Origin of the sequence: Pseudomonas sp. BIGb0176, assembly GCF_024810175.1 — a bacterium.
Taxonomy (GTDB): domain Bacteria; phylum Pseudomonadota; class Gammaproteobacteria; order Pseudomonadales; family Pseudomonadaceae; genus Aquipseudomonas; species Aquipseudomonas protegens.
The window spans coordinates 353033-371452 of sequence record NZ_JANUEC010000005.1; the positions used below are offsets into that span (position 1 = coordinate 353033).

The 18420-nt window shown below is 63.7% G+C and carries 12 protein-coding genes; 1 reads left to right on the forward strand and 11 read right to left on the reverse strand.

The window, feature by feature from the left end; translation table 11 throughout:
* Positions 1-58: 58 nt before the first annotated feature.
* The 11 genes from M2395_RS28430 to M2395_RS28480 all read right to left on the reverse strand — a co-directional run bounded on the left by M2395_RS28430 (position 59) and on the right by M2395_RS28480 (position 14388).
* Entirely contained in the window at positions 59-1540 is a 1482-nt protein-coding gene (locus tag M2395_RS28430; protein WP_015633681.1) for an efflux transporter outer membrane subunit, read from the reverse strand.
* Positions 1537-2607: an HlyD family secretion protein gene (locus M2395_RS28435; RefSeq protein ID WP_011058524.1), complete on the reverse strand. Its 1071-nt coding sequence runs from the start codon at positions 2605-2607 to the stop codon at positions 1537-1539. The genes M2395_RS28430 and M2395_RS28435 overlap by 4 nt, the downstream gene beginning before the upstream one ends.
* A gap of 14 nt (positions 2608-2621) precedes the next feature.
* Positions 2622-4166 carry an MFS transporter gene (locus M2395_RS28440; protein WP_053148371.1) on the reverse strand — a complete coding sequence of 515 codons (1545 nt, stop codon included), beginning with the start codon at positions 4164-4166 and terminating at the stop codon, positions 2622-2624.
* A gap of 176 nt (positions 4167-4342) precedes the next feature.
* On the reverse strand, positions 4343-5269 hold the full coding sequence (locus tag M2395_RS28445; protein WP_011058522.1) for a LysR family transcriptional regulator: 927 nt from the start codon (positions 5267-5269) through the stop codon (positions 4343-4345).
* Between the two features lie 215 nt (positions 5270-5484).
* Positions 5485-6351: an ABC transporter permease gene (locus M2395_RS28450; protein ID WP_011058521.1), complete on the reverse strand. Its 867-nt coding sequence runs from the start codon at positions 6349-6351 to the stop codon at positions 5485-5487.
* Between the two features lie 33 nt (positions 6352-6384).
* Positions 6385-7245 carry an ABC transporter ATP-binding protein gene (locus M2395_RS28455; protein WP_041115052.1) on the reverse strand — a complete coding sequence of 287 codons (861 nt, stop codon included), beginning with the start codon at positions 7243-7245 and terminating at the stop codon, positions 6385-6387.
* Positions 7246-7250: 5 nt separating this feature from the next.
* The gene (locus M2395_RS28460) at positions 7251-8288 is read right to left on the reverse strand and encodes an ABC transporter substrate-binding protein (RefSeq protein WP_053148368.1); all 1038 of its coding nucleotides are present in this window, start codon (positions 8286-8288) and stop codon (positions 7251-7253) included.
* A gap of 27 nt (positions 8289-8315) precedes the next feature.
* Positions 8316-9203: a TauD/TfdA family dioxygenase gene (locus M2395_RS28465; protein WP_011058518.1), complete on the reverse strand. Its 888-nt coding sequence runs from the start codon at positions 9201-9203 to the stop codon at positions 8316-8318.
* Between the two features lie 283 nt (positions 9204-9486).
* On the reverse strand, positions 9487-10854 hold the full coding sequence (locus tag M2395_RS28470) for an HlyD family type I secretion periplasmic adaptor subunit (RefSeq protein WP_011058517.1): 1368 nt from the start codon (positions 10852-10854) through the stop codon (positions 9487-9489).
* Positions 10844-12997 carry a type I secretion system permease/ATPase gene (locus M2395_RS28475; protein ID WP_011058516.1) on the reverse strand — a complete coding sequence of 718 codons (2154 nt, stop codon included), beginning with the start codon at positions 12995-12997 and terminating at the stop codon, positions 10844-10846. Before M2395_RS28475 ends, M2395_RS28470 begins: the two co-directional genes overlap by 11 nt.
* Before the next feature lie 38 nt (positions 12998-13035).
* A complete protein-coding gene (locus M2395_RS28480) occupies positions 13036-14388 on the reverse strand; it encodes a TolC family outer membrane protein (protein ID WP_123431266.1) in 1353 nt (450 codons plus the stop codon).
* A gap of 361 nt (positions 14389-14749) precedes the next feature.
* Here M2395_RS28480 and M2395_RS28485 point away from each other — a divergent pair.
* Positions 14750-18420, forward strand: a 3671-nt coding sequence (locus M2395_RS28485) for a retention module-containing protein (protein ID WP_123472547.1), incomplete at its 3' end; no start/stop codon positions are given.

Below are 18420 nucleotides of genomic sequence, written 5' to 3' on the forward strand. Positions count from 1 at the left end.
GCACATGATTGAGAGCAATTATCATTACACTTTTTTCTCAATCCAGGCAAAACGCTTTTCAACCTGGCTGGCTGGCAGCCTGCAATGGGTAGACCGACTGCCAACCACCCCCCAGCGCCTTGTACAGGCCAACCATGGCCAGGGACACTCCGGCCGAGCTTTCCACCAACTGCTCCTGGGTTGCCAGCAAGGCCCCCTGCACCGTCAGCACGTTGACAAAATCCACCACCCCTTCGATGTACTGCTGCTGTGCCGTGCGCAGGGCGATCTGGTTCTGCCGCACCGCTTCGGCCAGGCTGTCGCGGCGCAACTGGCTGGCGTTGTAGCGGGTCAGTTGGTCGTCGATTTCGTGCCAGGCCCGCAGCACCGTCTGCTGGTAGGCCAGGGCTGCTTCCTGCTGCTGGGCCTCGCGCAACTGGAGCATGCCCCGCAGGCGGCCGCCATCGAACAGCGGCAGGCTGAACTGCGGGCCGATGCCGAACTGCCGCGAACTCCAGGAACCGAAGTCCGCCAGTTGCAGGGCCTGGGAGCCGAAGTTGCCGGACAGGGTAATGCGCGGATAGAAATCGCCCTTGGCCACACCGATGCTGGCCGTGGCTGCATGCAGGCGCGCCTCGGCCTGGCGGATATCCGGACGCCGCTCGGCCAGTTGCGAAGGCAGGCCGATAGCCACCTGGGATGGCGGTTGCGGCACTGGCGCATCGCTGGCCAGTTCCTGGTGCAAGGCCTGGGGTGGCTCCCCCAGCAGCAGGCTCAGGGCATTGATCAACTGCGCCTGGCGCTGTTGCAGCTCCGGCAGTTGCGCCTCGATGGTCGCAACCTGGGCGGCGGCTTCGGCCACGTCCAGGTCGGTGGCCACGCCGTCGGCCAGGCGCAGTTGCGAGAGTTTCAGGCTGTGCCGGGCGACCTCGAGGTTCTGCTCGGTGACCGCCCGGGTGCTCTGCACGCCGCGCAGTTGGATGTAGTCCTGGGCGGTTTCCGCCAGCACCGACAGCAGCACCCCGCGCCGGTCGTTCTCCGCCACTTCCAGGGTCGCATCGGCGGCCTCGGTTTCGCGCCGCACCCGGCCCCAGAAATCCAGCTCCCAGGAGGCGGAGAAGCCCGCTTCCCAGAGATTGAAGGCCGATTTTCCGTTGTTCCCCGAAGGGTCGTTCAGGCCCTCGGCACTGTTGCGCTTGCGCCCGTAGCCGCCATTGGCCGAGGTGCTCGGATAGCGTTCGGCAGTAATGACCTGGCGCGCCGCCCGGCTCTGCTGCAAACGGCTGGTGGCCAGTTGCAGGTCGAGGTTATCGCTCAGGACGCGACGGCTCAGGGCCGACAGTTGCGGGTCGTTGAACACCTCCCACCAGCGCTCCTGCATGGCACTGTCCACCGCCTGGCTGGCAGCGGCCTGGGCCGGGGCGGACCAGGCCTGGACCTGGGTCGCCTGGGGCCTCTGGAAATCCGGGCCGACATTGCACGCGGCCAGGGACAGCAGGCTCAGCGCCAGCAGAGTGCGGAGCCCGTGGGAGCGTCTGTGACGGCTGCGTTCGCGGCTCATCGCTGGGTCACCTCGCGGGCGCTGGTGGCAGAGCTGTGGGTGTCCACGCTGGCTTCCACCGACATGCCCACCCGCAACCGCTCGGCCAACGGCTGGTTGGGTTCCAGAAGGATCTTCACCGGAATGCGCTGCACCACCTTGGTGAAGTTGCCGGTGGCGTTATCCGGCTTCACCGCGGCGAAGGTCACACCGGTGGCCGGGGCTAGGCTTTCCACCCGACCATGCAGGGTCTCGCCGCCCAGGCTGTCGACCCGCACCTCCACCACCTGCCCGGCATGCATGGCCGTCAGCTGGGTTTCCTGGAAGTTGGCCAGTACATAGGCCTGCTGCAGCGGCACCACGGCAAGGATCTTGCTGCCCGGGGTGACATAGGCACCGACCCGCACCGCGCGCTCGCCGACCATGCCGTCCACCGGCGCCACGATGCGCGTGTAGGACAACTCGTAGCTGGCCATTTCCAGGGCCGCCTGGGCACGTTTCAAGCCACCTTCCGCGGCGTCGCGCTGAGCGGTGAGGATCTCCACCTGCTTGCGCTCCGCCGCCAGGGCTGCGGTGGCGGTGGCCAGCCGGGCGCTGGCCTGGTCGATGCGGGTCCGGGCCTGCTGGGCGTTCTGCACCGTGCCGGCGCCGACCCCGGCCAGGTGGTTGTAGCGGTTCAGTTCATGCTCGGCAAAGGCTCGCTCGGCCTGGGCCGCGCTCAAGGCAGCCTGGGCCTGGGCGATCACCGAACTCTGCCGGTCCAGGGTCGCCCGGGCGTTCTGCAACTGCGCCTTGGCCACCAGGGTCTCGGCATCCGCCGCCTGGGCCGCGGCGCGCAGGTCACGGTCGTCGATCAGCGCCAGCAGTTGCCCGGCCTTGACCTGCTGGTTGTCCTCCACCAGCACTTCCTTGATGAACCCCGCCACGCGCGGGGCTACCAGGGTGTAGTCGGCGGCGATGAAGGCGTCGTTGGTGGTCTGCTCGCCGGCGCGGCCGAACAGCCCCGGCAGCGCCAGGTAGGCCAGCACGCCAAGGGCCGCCACTGCCGCTACCGCAATGGCGATTTTGTGTTTGTTCTGGGTCGTCATGACAAAGGTCTCGTTCAAGTCGGCGCCCGCGGTGGGTAGATCCGCGTCGGCAGCCAGAAAATCAGCAGGATCAGCACAGCGGCCAGCCCTGCCATGCAGTAGTAGAGGTCGGCGGAGGTCAGCACCACGGCCTGCTGGTGCAGGCGCCGGGCCAGGCCGGCGACGCCGTCGTCCACCAGAGGCGAGTTGCCCAGGCTGTCCACCAGCATGGTCGAATGAAAATGCAGGCGGCGGGTGGTCAGCACATCCAGCACACCGGTGGCAATCACCGCCGCCAGGCCTTTCACGGTGTTGAACCACGCCGAGGCAAAAGGCCCTTCCATCGGGGTGATACTGCCGGTGGAAAGCATCAGCAATGGCAGCACTGCCATGGGCTGGCCGAAGATCTGCAGCAGTTGCAGCACGTAGAAGTCGTCACGGATCCAGGCCGAGGTCAGGTGCGTACCGCCCAGACAGGACAGCACGAGCATGCCCAGGCCGATCCCCAGCACCCAGCGGCAATCGACCCAGCGCAGGTTGCACAGTGCTGCCACCAGGGGCAGCGCAAGCAGTTGCGGCAGGGCCATCACCAGCATCACCGGCGCGGTCTGCAACGGCCGGTAGCCCTGGACCTGAGCCAGATAGGCGGACGGGATGATGATCACCGCCGTCAGTACCACCAGCACCCCGGCCAGGGTCAGCAGGGCGAAGGACAGGTTGCGGATGCCGAGCATCTGCAGCTTGAAGAACGGAATCGGCTGCGACCACTCGTTGATCATGAACAGCACCAGCAGCACCAGGCCGCCGGCCAGCAGCACACAGATCAGCGGCGACTCGAACCAGTCCAGGCGGTTGCCCTGCAGGATACCGATCACCAGCATGCAGATCGCCGGAAAGCCCAGCAGCAGGCCGCGCCAGTTGAACTGCTTGAAACGCTCCAGGCGCAGCGGGTCCTGGGGCAGGCCGTAAGCCACCGTCGCCATCGCCAGTAGGCAAGGCAGCACCACCTGCCAGAACGCCCATTGCCAGCCCACGTACTCGGTCCAGAGTGCCGCCAGGGGCGTGCCCAGGCTAGGACCGAAGGTGGCGGTCAGGGCATAGCCGGCCAGGCCGTAGAGCTTGACGTTGGCCGGCAGGAACCGCAGGGCCACGGTCATCAGCATCGGTGGCAGCGCGCCGCCGGCCAGGCCTTGCAGGGTGCGCAGCAGCAACAGGCTTTCGTAGTTCGGGGCGAAGGGGCACAGCACCCCCAGCAGGGTGAACAGGCCAATGGCACACAGGGTGAAGCGCCGCAGGGAAAAGGTCACCGAACACCAGGGCGCGAAGGCCATGGCCGCCACCGAGGTGGCGGTGTAGCAAGCCACCAGCCAGGTGCCTTCGTCGTAGCCGATGAACAGCGCACCACGAATGTCCGCCAGGGCGATCTTGGTCACCATCTCGTTGAGGCCCGAGACCAGCACCGCCAGCAGCACGCCCACCAGGCCGATGATGATCCGCGGCCCGAACACCGGCGGTGCAATGGCTGCCGGCTTGCTGGCGGCTTCAACCGAAGCAGGCGCAGCGACAGCGAGGGAACTCATGGAAATACTGCTCCAGACAAGAAAACCAGAGCAGTTTATGAACAGCCGATGCTGACGAAAACTGACTTATCGACAGTTTATAAGTGCGCCAGACGCAATGATTCACCCTGTTGACCGTAGGAGCTGGCTTGCCAGCGAAGGGGCCCCCAAGACCGCTTTCGCCGGCAAGCCGGCTCCTACGAGGACGTCGGCTGGGCTTCTTGCCAGGTGGCCTGGCAGGAGGTGCGCAGGGTTTCGCGAAACCACTTGTGCGCCGGGTCCTTGTCATAACGCGGATGCCAGGCCTGGGTCAAAACCAGGGTCGGCAGGGAAATCGGCAGCACGAACGAACGCAAGCGCAGGCCCAGGCGCGAGACGCTGAGCAGGGTTTCCTGGGGCACCGGCAAAATCAGGTCCGAATCCGGCAGCATGAACATGGCGGCGTGGAAGCTCGGGGCAATCAGCGGCACACGGCGCTCCAGGCCCTGCTCGGCCAGGGCCGCATCGATAGGTCCACGGGCTATGCCCCGGCGAGACATGCTGATATGGGGAAACGCGGCAAAACGCTCGGCGGTGATGTCTTCGTCCAACAGCGGGTGGCCTTCGCGCACCAGGCCGACAAAAGCGGTGGTGAACAGGTTCTGCACCTTGACTTCCGGGGTCAGGGGCCGGGTGTTACTGATCCGCAGGTCGATCCTTCCCTCCCGCAGGGCCTCGTCATCGCCATCGCCTTCGGGCACAAAGCGCAGCTCGCACAAGGGCGCCTGACGCTCCAGGGTATCGATGAGGCGACCGCCATACACGCCGACGAAAAAATCGTTGGCGCGCACGTTGAAGCGCCGCTGCAGGGAACCCAGGTCGACCTTGTCCGCCGAGCGGAACACCAGCGCCGCCTGCTCCACTACATCGCGCACCTGGCTGCGCAGTTCCAGGGCCTTGGGGGTGGGCACCAGGCCGCGTCCGGCACGTACCAGCACCGGGTCGCCGAGGGCGTCGCGAATCCGCGTCAGGGTCCGGCTCATGGCCGCCGGGCTGAGGTTCATGCGCCGCGCCGCGCCCACCACGCTGCCCTCGTCGAGCAGGGCGTCGAGGGCCACCAGAAGGTTCATGTCCGGAAGTTGCATGCTGAGCACTCGTGACTGGTCAGGGATGATCCAGGCGCAATGCTAGCAGGCTTGGCGCCGAGGAAAATGAGGGAGATCAATCCTTACCCGTGAACCCACTAGCCGCGTAGGAGCCGGCTTGCCGGCGAATGGGCCCTCGAACCTTGCATAGCCCTTGAGGACGCTTTCGCTGGCAAGCCAGCTCCTACGGTCGGGGGACTGGCGGACGAGGTAGCTCAGCGCTGCATGCCCCAGCGTTTTACTGTGATCCGCTCCAGGGTGTCGAAGATCAGGTTTTCCACCAGCAGGCCGATGAGGATCACCACTGCCAGCCCGGCAAACACCTTGTCGGTGTACAACTCATTGCGGTTCTGGAAGATGTACCAGCCCAGGCCACCCTTGCCGCTGGTGGCGCCGAACACCAGCTCGGCAGCGATCAGGGTGCGCCAGGCGAAAGCCCAGCCGATCTTCAACCCGGCGAGAATCGACGGCAGCGCCGCCGGGATCAGGATGAACAGCACCAGGCGCAGGCCCTTGAGGCCGTAGTTGCGCCCGGCCATGCGCAGGGTTTCGGAAACCCCGAGAAACCCGGCATAGGTGTTCAAGGCCAAAGCCCAGAGCACCGAATGCACCAGCACGAAGATCAGGCTGTTCTGCCCCAGGCCGAACCACAGCAGCGCCAGGGGCAGCAGGGCAATGGCCGGCAGCGGATTGAACATCGAGGTCAGGGTGCTCAGCAGGTCACGGCCAAGCCGGGTCGAGACCGCCAGAGTGGTCAAGGCAAACGCCAGGACGATGCCGATCAGGTAGCCCTTGAGCAGCACCACCAGGGAAATGCCCACCTTGCCCAGCAATTCGCCGCTGAGCAGGCCCTGGTAAAGAGCGCTGGCAGTTTGCAGAAAACTCGGTAGCAGCAGGTCGTTGTTCTGGTAACGGGCCACGGCTTCCCAGAGCAGCGCCAGCAGGACCAGGATCAGGCTCTTGCGCAACCAGCCTTGTTGCCAGAGGCGCTGTCCCAGGGGCAGCTCGCGCTCCAGGGGCACTTGCAGCAAGGGCTGCAGGACAACTTCGTATTCCTCGCGCGCAGGGGATGAGTGGCTCATCGGGCGTTCCTCGTTCAACGGTGGCCTGACGGCTCAATAAGCGATACGGATATCGGCGAAATCCAGCTCGGTTTCAGTTTCCGGCGATTGGCCTTCATCGAACAGCAAGCGGTGGATGCGCCGCGCGGTCTGCTGAAAAGCCACGCCACCGAGGCTCTGCAGGTCGTACTGGTGGCTGTGGACTTCCGCCCGCACGCGCCCCGGATGAGGCGACAACAGGAGGATGCGATTGCCCACCACCAGCGCTTCCTCGATGGAGTGAGTGACGAACAGCAAGGTGAAGCGCACCTCCTCCCAGAGCCGCAGCAACTCCTCCTGCATCTTGCGCCGGGTCAGGGCGTCGAGGGCGGCGAAAGGTTCGTCCATCAGCAGGATCTTCGGCTGCATGGCCAGGGCGCGAGCGATCGCCACCCGGGCCTTCATGCCACCGGACAGGGTATGCGGATAGGCATCGGCGAAAGCCGCCAGGCCGACTTTCTCCAGGTATTCCAGGGCGCGCTCTTCGGCCTCGCGGCGGCCGAGGGTCTTCGACGCCAGCAGGGGAAACATCACGTTCTGCTTCACGGTTTTCCAGGGGGGCAACTGGTCGAACTCCTGGAACACCACGATACGATCCGGCCCGGGCTGGCTGACGCGCTGGCCTTGCAGGCGAATCTCGCCCTCACAGGGCTGGATGAACCCGGCCACGGCCTTGAGCAGGGTCGACTTGCCGCAGCCAGAAGGCCCCAGCAGGACAAAGCGGTCGGCCGGATCAACCTCGAAACTCACCTGGTGGGTGGCCCGCACCACCCGCTGCGGGGTGCGGTATTCCAGGCTGACTTGTTCCACCGCCAACAGCGCCTGGGCGATGGCAGCGCGATTGCTGGCCGTGTGGCCTGGCAAGGGGGCATTCATGGCGATCAGCTCCCCTGCAACGGTTTGGCATCCTGGAAGAAGTAGTCCTTCCACGACTCGGGCTTGTTCTTGATCGCACCGACCCGGTAGAGGAATTCCGCCAGTGGGTAGGTGTTTTTCGGTGTCACGCTGAACTCGAACTGCGGGTTGTCGATGATCTTCAGCAAGGCGGCGCGGTCGATCTTGGCCTTGGTCACGCGCAGGTAGGTATCGGCGGCTGCGCCCTTGTCGTGCTGGGCGAACTCGGCCGCTTCGGCCAGGGCTTCGACGAAGGCCTTGTAGGTCTTGGGGTTGTCGTTGCGGAATTTCTCGGTGGCGAACAGCACCGTCGGTGAGTTGGGCCCCAGCAGGTCGTAGGTATTGAGCACCACGTGCACATTGGGGTTCTCCAGGGCCTGGTCCTGGAATGGCGGGTTGGAGAAGTGCCCGGTCAGCTCGGTGCCGCCGGCAATCAGCGCGGCGGTGGCGTCCGGGTGGGGAACGGCGATGGTGTACTTGTCCAGGCGATTGAATTCCTTGTCGCCCCATTGCTTGGCGGCGGCGTATTGCAGGAAGCGCGACTGCACCGAGACCCCCACCGCCGGTACCGCAATGCGGTCCTTTTCGGTGAAGTCGGCGATGGTCTTGACCTTGGGATTGTTGCTCACCAGGTAGTAGGGAAAGTTACCCAGAGAGGCTACGGCCTTGACGTTTTGCCGGCCGTGGGTGCGATCCCAGATGGTCAGCAGCGGCCCGACGCCGGCCCCGGCAATGTCGATGGAGCCCGACAGCAGCGCGTCGTTGACCGCCGCGCCGCCGGACAGCTGGGTCCAGTCGACCTTGATGTCGATGCCCTGCTCCTTGCCGTGCTTTTCGATCAGGTTCTGGTCGCGCACCACATTGAGCAGCAGGTAGACGATACCGAACTGTTCAGCGATGCGGATCTCGCCTTCGGCCTGGGCCGGCGCAGGCGCGGCCAGGCTGCCGGCCAGCAGGCTGAAACCCAGGCCGATGGCCGTGGCCAGTCTGCCGAGGCGGGGAATGAAGGGAATGGATAAGGACATGCTGGTTCTCCTGCCGTGCCTGGCTGATCAGTAAGGGGCGTCGCCCTGGATGGTGGTGCGATACAGCTTGCGGCGCAGATGGCTCGGGCAACCGGCGGCCAGGTGGATCAGCGAGCGGTTGTCCCAGAACACCAGGTCGTGGGGCTGCCATTGATGGCGGTAGATGTTGTCCGGCAGCACGCTGTGGGCATACAGCTCGGCCAGCAACTGGGCGCTTTCGTCTTCCGGCAGGCCAACGATGCGGGTGGTGAAGCCCTCGCTGACGAACAACGCCTTGCGGCCGTTTTCCGGGTGAGTGCGCACGACCGGGTGCACCACCTCGGCGACCTGGGCCAGTTGCTCCGGGGTCAGGGTCGGGCGCCAGTTGCCCTCGAACTTGGTCTCGCTGTAGCGCGCCGTATAGGAGTGGGCGGCGCTGCGCCCCTCGACCGCCTTGCGCAGCGCCTCGGGCAAGTTGTCCCAGGCCTGGTGCATGTTGGCGAACAGGGTGTCGCCCCCTTCGGCTGGCAGTTCCTGGGCGTGCAGCATCGAGCCCAGGCTCGGCAGTTCCTTGTAGGAGAGGTCCGAGTGCCAGAACTTGCCGGCGTCCCCCAGGCCGATGGACTGGCCGTTCTCGATGATGTTGGAAACGATGAGGATTTCCGGGTGCCCGGCCAGCAGGAACTGCTTGAGCACATGAATCTGCAACACACCGAAGCGACGGCTGAAGGCAATCTGCTGTTCGGGGCTGATGCGCTGGTCGCGGAACACCACTACGTGATGGTCCAGGTGGGCGCGGTGGATGCGGGCGAAGTCCTGGTCGTTGACTGGCCGGGACAGGTCGAGGCCGACGATCTCGGCGCCTACAGCCCCATTCAAGGGCCGGATTTCGAAAGCTTGTGCGGCAATGGAGGCGGCACTGGCTGATGCAGACATGACTGAAACTCCCGCGCAGGCGCGCCCAGGGCGCGCGCGTCGATCAGAAACTCACGGAGATCCCGTGTGGGTTCATTTCGTGCGGCGCGCCGATTGGTCGGCAGGTACGCAGGGAGTCAACTTTATAGATATAAGAAAACGAATTTAAATACCGTTAGTGAATAACGATATGTTGATTCAACCGATGGACCGCTTGGGGACGGTACGCCGACGAAGGCGCTCTCAAGGCCCCTTCGCTGGCAAGCCAGCTCCTACAAGGCTGGCAGGTGGTTTCTTACATGGATCAGCGTTCGTGCAGGGCTTCGGCGCGGGCGCGGATGATCGGCTTGAGCAGGTAGCTGAGGATGCTTTTCTTGCCGGTGATGATGTCCACCGAGGCCACCATCCCGGGGATGATCAGCAGCGGCTTTTCATCGGTGCCCAAGTGGCTGCGGTCGGTGCGCAGCTTGATCATGTAGTAGGTGGTCTTCTTGTCTTCATCGGTGATGGTATCGGCGCCGATCTGTTCCAGGCGGGCCTTGAGGCCACCGTAGATGGTGTAGTCATAGGCGCTGAACTTGACCACCGCTTCCTGCCCCGGGTGCAGGAAGGCGATGTCCTGGGGACGGATCTTGGCTTCCACCAGCAGGGTGTCGTCCAAGGGGACGATTTCCACCATGTCGCTGCCCGGCTGGATCACCCCGCCGATGGTGTTGACCATCAGCTGCTTGACGATACCGCGTACCGGCGAGGTCACCAGGGTGCGGCTGACCCGGTCTTCCAGGGCCTTGCCGGTGGCGCTGGCCTTGTTCAGTTCGGTGCGCGCTTCGTTGAGCTGGGTCAGGGCCTCGCTGCGGAACTTGCCGCGGGTTTCATCGATCTTGCGCTGCACTTCCTTGATCGCCGATTCGGCGCGAGGGATCGCCAGGGTGGTGGCGTCCAGCTGGCCACGGGTTTCCACCTCGGCACGCTTGAGCCGCAGCACTTCCACCGGCGACACCGCGCCCTGGGCCACCAGCGGCTCGGACATGGCGATTTCCTGGCGCTGCAGGCCCAGTTGCTGGCGGTATTGCGCCTGCTTGGAGGTGAACTCGCGCAGTTCCTGCTGCTTCTGGATCAGCTGTTCCTGGAGGCCACCGATCTCGTCATGCAGTTGCTGGCGACGGCTCTGGTACAGGGATTTCTCACTGGCCGCCTGGCCCGGCGCTTCCTTGACCGCCTCGGCGGGGAAATTCAGCTCGCGTTCATCCACCTCGGCGCTCAGGCGCTCGACCCGCAGCAGCATGGACAGGCGCACGGTCTCGGTCTCGCCGACGTTGGACTGGAAGCGCGTGTCGTCGAGGCGAATCAGCGGCGCGCCGGCTTCGACTATCTGGCCTTCCTTGACGTACAGCTCGGAGACGATGCCGCCTTCTAGGTTCTGGATCTTCTGCAGCTTGGAGGAAGGAATCGCCTTGCCCTCGCCCTTGGTTACCTCGTCGATCACCGCGAAGTTGGCCCACAGCACCAGGAACAGGAAGAACGCGATGATGCCCCAGATGGTCAGGCGGATAACCCGCGGCGCATCTTCGATCAGTGCCTTGTTGACCTCGGGCAGCGGCTGCCCCTGGAGCGAATCGGTGCCTTTGAAATAGCGACGGATCGAGTCCTTGAATCCCGACTTAAGCAACACTGATCTGCCCCTTCTTCAACGCTTCCATCACCACCGCTTTCGGGCCATCGGCCAGGATTTGTCCACGGTCCACCACCAACAGCCGATCCACCAGCGACAGCAACGACGCCCGGTGGGTGACCAGTACCACGGTCTTGCTCTGCACCACCGCCTCCAGGCGCTGTTTCAAGCGCTCTTCGCCGGTGTTGTCCATGGCGCTGGTGGGCTCGTCGAGCAGCAGGATCTGTGGGTTGAGCAACAGCGCGCGAGCCAGGGCGACGTTCTGCCGCTGGCCACCGGAAAGGTTCTGCCCGCGCTCGCCCACCTGCAATTCATAGCCCTGCGGGTGCAGCCTGGCGAACTCATGGACCCCCGCCAGTTCCGCGGCCTGCAGTACCAGTTCGTCCTCGACGTAGCGGGCACCGGAGGTCAGGTTGTCACGCAGGGTACCGGCCAGCAGCTGGATGTCCTGGGGCACGTAGCCGATGTTGTGACGCAGTTCGCTGACGTCGATCTGGCGGATGTCCACGCCGTCTACCAGCAGGGCACCGGAGTCCGGCTGGTAGAGCCCCACCAGCAGCTTGGCCAGGGAGCTCTTGCCGGAACCGCTGCGGCCGATGATGCCGACCTTTTCCCCCGGCTTGATCATCAGGTTGATGTTCTTCAGCGCCGGGTTCTGCTGCCCCGGGTAGGTAAAGCTCAGTTGCCGGCACTCGATGGCGCCCTGCAGCACGCTGCGGCTCAGGGGGCGCTCGTCGAAATTGCGCTCCTGGGGCAGCTCCATCATCTGGTCCACGGAGGTCATGGTGACCCGCGCCTGCTGGTAGCGGGTCAGCAGCCCGGACAGCGAAGCCAGCGGGCTCAGGGCCCGACCGCTGAGCATGTAGCAGGCGATCAGGCCGCCCATGCTGAGGTTGCCGTCGATGATCTGGTACACGCCGAAGATGATCATGATCACCCCGGCCAGTTGCTGGATCAGCAAGGTGATGTTCATCGCCAGACTGGACAGCATCTTCACCCGCAGCTCAAGCCGGCTGAGGGTGCCGATGGTCTGCTCCCACTGGTACTGGCGCTCGCTCTCGGCGTTGTTGACCTTGACCGCGTCCAGCCCGGCCAGGGTCTCGATCAGGCTCGACTGGCGCTCGGCGCCCAGGGCCATGGTCTTTTCCATGGTCGCCACCAGGGGCTTCTGCAGGGCATAGCCGATGCACAGGGCAATCGGGAAGGCCAGCACCGGAATCCACACCAGATGCCCGCCAAGGATGGCGATCACCAGGAAGATCAGCAGGGTGAACGGCAGGTCGATCAGGCTGGTGAGGGTCAGGGATGCGAGGAAGTCCCGCAGGCTCTGAAACTCATGGATGTTCTGGGCGAAGCTGCCGACCCGTGCCGGGCGGTACTTCATGGCCATGCCGACGATGCGCTCGAACAGCGTGGCGGAAATGATCAGGTCGGTCTTCTTTCCCGCCAGGTCCAGGCACAGGCTGCGCAGGCCCTTGAGGATCAGGTCGAAGATGTAGGCGCCAATGATGCCGATGGACAGCACCCACAGGGTCGAGGTGGCCTGGTTCGGCACCACCCGGTCATAGACGTTCATCACGAACAATGGCGCGGCCATGGCGATGATGTTGATCAGCAGGCTCGCGGCAATGGCGTCGGCATACAGCCAGCGCGAGCGCTTGAGGGTGTCGCGGAACCAGGAACGGGCGCGAGGGATCAGCGACCCGTGGTTGACGTCGAACTTGTGCTGGGGCTGGGCGAAGAACACCTGGCCGCTGTAATCGTCGGCCAGCAACTGGCGGTCGACACAGACTTCGCCGCCATCGCTTTCGCTGAGCAGCAGCCGCGCCTGGTCTTCACCCTGCCAGCCCAGCAGCACCGCGCTGCGACCGTCCTTGAGCAGCAACAGGGCGGGCATGGCGATGGCTGGAATCTGTTCGAGCTTGCGCCGCAGCACCCGGCCCTGCAGCCCGGCCCGGGCCGCGGCCCGAGGCAGCAGCTCGGCGCTCAGGCGCTGGGATGGCAAGGGCAGGCCGGTGGTCAGCATCGCCGCACTGGCGGGCTTCTGGTGCAGAAAGCAGAGGGTCAGCAAACCATCCAGAAGGGGATCGTCATGCATGCCGCGTGGATCATGACTGAGTTGCACACTGACTTCTGATTCCACGCTCGACACTCTTGACTGGCTGGTTGGATGAAATTAGCTCAATTCATCCCGGGCAGCTGGACCTTGGGCTTCACATCGCTTTGCACGACGGAGGCCATAGGTGCCACCACTCCCTGGCTTTTGAGCAACTCGCCCATGGTCGCCTTGATTCGATACTGAGTAAATAACTGAATGTTCTGGATCTCGGCCAGGCGCCGGGAGGCGGTGAACAACTCGTTTTCACTGTCGAGCAAGTCCAGCAGGGTACGTTCACCCAGGCTGAACTGCTTCTGGTAGGCGGTCCGCACGCTGGTGCTGTGATCCACATATTGCTGGGCGATCGGCACCTGGGCGTTGGCGTTGTTCAAGGCGTTCCAGGCCAGGCCCAGTTCCTCGTTCAGCACCCGCAGGGCGTTGTTGCGGATATCCAGCGCCTGGCTGGACTGGTAGGCCTTGGACTCCAGGTCGGCCTTGTTGCTGCCGCCGGCGAACAGGTTGAAGCGCATGCGCAGCATGGCCTGCCATTCATTGTTGTGGCCGTTCTGGCCGTCCAGGTCGTTGTCGGCAGTACGCCCCAGCTCCGCGTCGAAGCGCGGATAGAACGCCGACTTGGCGGCATCGTACTGCTTCTCGGCAGCGACGATATCGGACTCGGCAGAACGCAGGATCGGGCTGTTTTCCAGCATCTGGTGCCGGGCCTCGTCGAGGTTGGCCGGCAACAGCGCCATAAAACTGGCAGGGCGTTCCAGCTGGTCCGGCATTTCTCCGACGGCACTCAGGTAGTTGGTCTGGGCGTCGGCGAGGTTGGTCTGCTCGGTGATCAGGTTGTTGCGGGCCTGGGCCATCCGCGCTTCAGCCTGGTCAAGGTCGGCGCCGCTACCCACGCCTCGCTGGGTGCGCAGTTTGATCTGGTCGTAGATACGCTCGTGATTGCGCAGGTTGTCTTCCGCCAGTTGCACGAATTGACGGCGGGTCAGCACATCCAGATAGACCTGGGCCACGGTCAGGGCCGTGCGCTCGGAGGTGCCCAGCAGGGAGTAGGCGCGGGAGTTGACGGTGGCTTGTTGACGCCCGACTTCGCTGGACGTGGCAAAACCGTCAAAAACCATCTGTTGCAGACGCAAACTTGACTCGCCGCGGTTCAAGGTTTCCCAGTGATTGCTGCCTGTACCCGCACGGGTCGTAGGGTTATCCGTCCCTTCACGACCATAGCCAGCTAACATGTCCACTCGTGGCAGATAGCCACCTTTGGCGGCTTTCAGCTGGTAGTCAGCAGCCAGACGGCTGTTCACGCCGGCTTGGATTTCCGGGTGCACATCCAGTGCTTTCTGCATGGCTTCAGGAAGGGTTTGAGCCTGCACAAAGCTGGCGGCTAAGGCAAAGGGCAGGGCCTTGAACAGATGAAAACGCATGGTAAGAATTTCCCTCGGACAGCGTGTCCAGAATCACGTCAGAACGTGGCACCACATCGATTTATTACAACCAAAACAACCGTCCGTCGGAAAGTTCAAACTAAGAACTGGTTCACATACTTCAAGTCAGGTTACCGCGTGAATATCAATGTGACATTAATTCGGCGATTGTTTAGGATGGCGTCCATAAGGTCAATAGTTTGGCATAAAGTTAATACCCAAAAAATATAGCCAAACTTTTGACGGTAGATCTGTCAATTACCCGTTCCCAATTACACACCTAGTACGTCCTGACTGAGTTGCGGCCCGCGCCTAAGCCGGTACATGGAAGTCGACTGAGCGGTACACCGGAGAGTCCCCAATGAGCAGTGTTGTTGCCATCGTCAAAAGCATTGTCGGCCAAGTTTTCGTGGTTTCCCCGGAAGGGATCCGACGCGTACTCATTGAAGGGGACCGCCTGTTCGTGGGTGACCAGGTAGACACCGGCCCGGCCGGGGCCGTCACCCTGGAGTTGACCGACGGGCGCACTCTGGACCTGGGGCGTGACACCCAGTGGAGCGGTGCCGCACCGGACTCCAGCACGGACCTGGCACAGGCCACCGCTCAGGCCGCCCCTTCGGTGGCAGAACTGCAGCAGGCCATCGCCGCCGGCGCCGACCCGACCACCGATCTGGAAGCCACCGCCGCCGGCCCGACCGCCGCGGGGAATGGCGGCGCGGCCGGTGGTGGCCACAGTTTTGTGCAGTTGGAAGAGACTGCGGGCCGGGTCGACCCGACCATCGGTTTCCCCACCGCTGGCCTGGGGCTGGCCAATTCGACCCAGGACAACACCTTTGGCGGCCTGACCAACAATGGCGGCCTGGGCAATGGCAACGGCAATGGCAGCGGGAGTGACTCCCTGCGCCCGGCCACCCTGACCCTGGGCGCCACCCCAACCATTACCGAAGCCGGTGGCACCCTGGTGTACACCGCGACCCTGACCCAGGCGCCACTTACCGACCTGACTGTGACCCTGTCCAATGGCGCGGTCATCGTCATCAGCGCCGGCCAGACCACTGGCAGCGTGCAGGTGCCCCTGGCGCCCCAGGACAACGTCTATATCGACCCGGGCCAGATCAGCGTCAGCGTGACCGGCACCACCGGCGGTGGCGGCCTGCTGGTAACGGTCAACCCGACCCCGGCGGTCACCCAGGTCACCGACACCATCGACACCACCACCGTCAGCCTGACCGCTGATGCCAGCGTTACCGAGGGCGGGCAGATCACCTACACCGCCACCCTCACCAACCCGGCACAGACTCCGGTCACCATCACCCTGTCCAACGGCTCGGTGATCACTATCGAAGCGGGCAAGTCCAGTGGCTCGATCGACGTCCCGGCGCCAGCCAATGACGTCTACAAGAACGGCGACACCATCGAAGTCGGTATCACCAAGGCTGAAGGCGGCAACTTCGAGAACCTGCAACCCAGCCCAGACAAAGCGGTCACCACCGTGACCGACAGCATCGACGACACCGGCCTGAGCCTGTCGGCCACCGATACCGTGGCCGAGGGTGGCTCCATCGTCTACACCGCCACTCTGACCAACCCTGCTGGCACCCCGGTCACCGTGACCCTGAGCAACGGCGCGGTAATCACCATCGCTGCCGGTGCCACTTCCGGTACTGCCACCGTCGCCGCCCCTGCCGATGATGTCTATAAAGACGCGGGCAAGGTTGAAGTCACCATCACCAAGGCCGATGGCGGCAATTTCGAAAACCTGGTCACCGACCCGGCTCCGGCAGTTACCGACGTCACAGACACTATCGATACTTCGACCGTCAGTCTGACCGCAACACCAAGCGTGGCTGAGGGTGGCATTGTTGTTTACACCGCGTCGGTGACAGCGCCAGTGACCGGTTCGCCGGTCGTCGTCACTCTGTCCAACGGCCAGACCATCACTATTCCGGTTGGCGAAAGCCAGGGCTCGGTAAACTTCACCGCACCCAACGATGCGTTGGCTGGCGGCAGCTCCCTGAGTACCACCATCACTAAGGCCGACGGCGGCAACTACGAGAAGCTGGAGGTCAGCGACAAGCCAGCCGAGACTTCGGTTACCGATACCCCGGACACCACCACTCTGAGCCTGAGCGCGACCGAGTCCGTGGCTGAAGGCGGTTCCATCGTCTACACCGCCACCCTGACTAATGCCGCAGGTACTCCGGTCACCGTGACCCTCTCCAACGGCGCAGTGATCACCATCGCTGCCGGTGCTACCTCAGGCACAGCGACCGTCGCCGCGCCAGCTGATGACGTCTACAAGGACGCCGGCAAGGTCGAGGCAACGATCACCAAAGCCGAGGGTGGCAACTTCGAGAACCTGGAGACCAACCCGACTCCAGCCGTCACCGATGTCACTGACACCATCGATACCAGCACTGTTTCGCTGACAGCTACCCCTAATGTCGCCGAAGGCGGCACTGTGGTTTACACCGCGTCGGTCACCGCCCCGGTGACTGGTTCCCCGGTCGTAGTGACTCTGTCTAATGGCCAGACCATCACCATTCCAGTGGGCGAGTCGTCCGCCAGCGTCAACTTCACCGCGCCAAACGATGCGTTGGCGGGCGGTAGCTCCCTGAGCACCACCATCACCAAGGCGGATGGCGGTAACTACGAGAAGCTGGAAATCAGCGACAAGCCGGCTGAAACCAGCGTTACCGATACCCCGGACACCACCACTCTGAGCCTTAGCGCGACCGAGTCGGTGACTGAAGGCGGCTCCATCGTCTACACCGCCACATTGACCAATGCCGCTGGTACTCCAGTCACCGTGACCCTGAGCAATGGTGCAGTGATCACCATCGCTGCCGGTGCTACCTCGGGTACAGCGACCGTCGCGGCCCCGGCGGATGACGTCTACAAAGATGCAGGCAAAGTCGAAGCCACCATCACCAAGGCTGAGGGCGGCAACTTCGAGAATCTGGAGACCAACCCGACTCCAGCGGTGACTGATGTCACCGATACCATCGACACCAGCACCGTTTCCCTGACCGCAACTCCAAGCGTGGCTGAGGGTGACACCGTCGTTTACACCGCATCGGTGACTGCGCCAGTTACCGGTTCGCCAGTCGTCGTCACTCTGTCCAACGGCCAGACCATCACTATTCCGGTTGGCGAAAGCCAGGGCTCGGTAAACTTCACCGCACCCAACGATGCATTGGCTGGCGGCAGCTCCCTGAGTACCACCATCACTAAGGCCGACGGCGGCAACTACGAAAAACTGGAAGTCAGCGACAAGCCCGCTGAAACCTCGGTAACCGATACTCCTGACACTACAACCTTGAGCCTCTCGGCTACTGAGTCCGTGGCTGAAGGCGGTTCCATCGTCTACACCGCCACCCTGACTAATGCCGCAGGTACTCCGGTCACCGTGACCCTGAGCAACGGCGCAGTGATCACCATCGCTGCCGGTGCTACCTCGGGTACCGCGACCGTCGCCGCGCCAGCTGATGATGTCTACAAAGACGCTGGTAAAGTCGAAGCCACCATCACTAAAGCCGAAGGCGGTAACTTCGAGAACCTGGAGACCAATCCAGCCCCGGCAGTCACCGACGTCACAGACACGATCGATACGTCGACGGTCAGTCTGACCGCAACACCAAGCGTGGCTGAGGGTGGCATTGTTGTTTACACCGCGTCGGTCACTGCTCCGGTAACCGGCTCGCCAGTGGTGGTGACCCTGTCCAACGGACAGACCATCACCATTCCAGTGGGTGAATCGTCCGGCAGCGTGAACTTCACCGCACCCAACGATGCGTTGGCGGGCGGTAGCTCCCTGAGCACCACCATCACTAAGGCCGACGGCGGCAACTACGAAAAACTGGAAGTCAGCGACAAGCCCGCTGAAACCTCCGTCACCGATACCCCGGACACCACCACTCTGAGCCTGAGCGCTACCGAGTCCGTGGCCGAAGGCGGTTCGATTGTCTACACCGCCACTCTGACCAACGCAGCCGGCACCCCAGTAACCGTGACTCTGTCCAACGGCGCAGT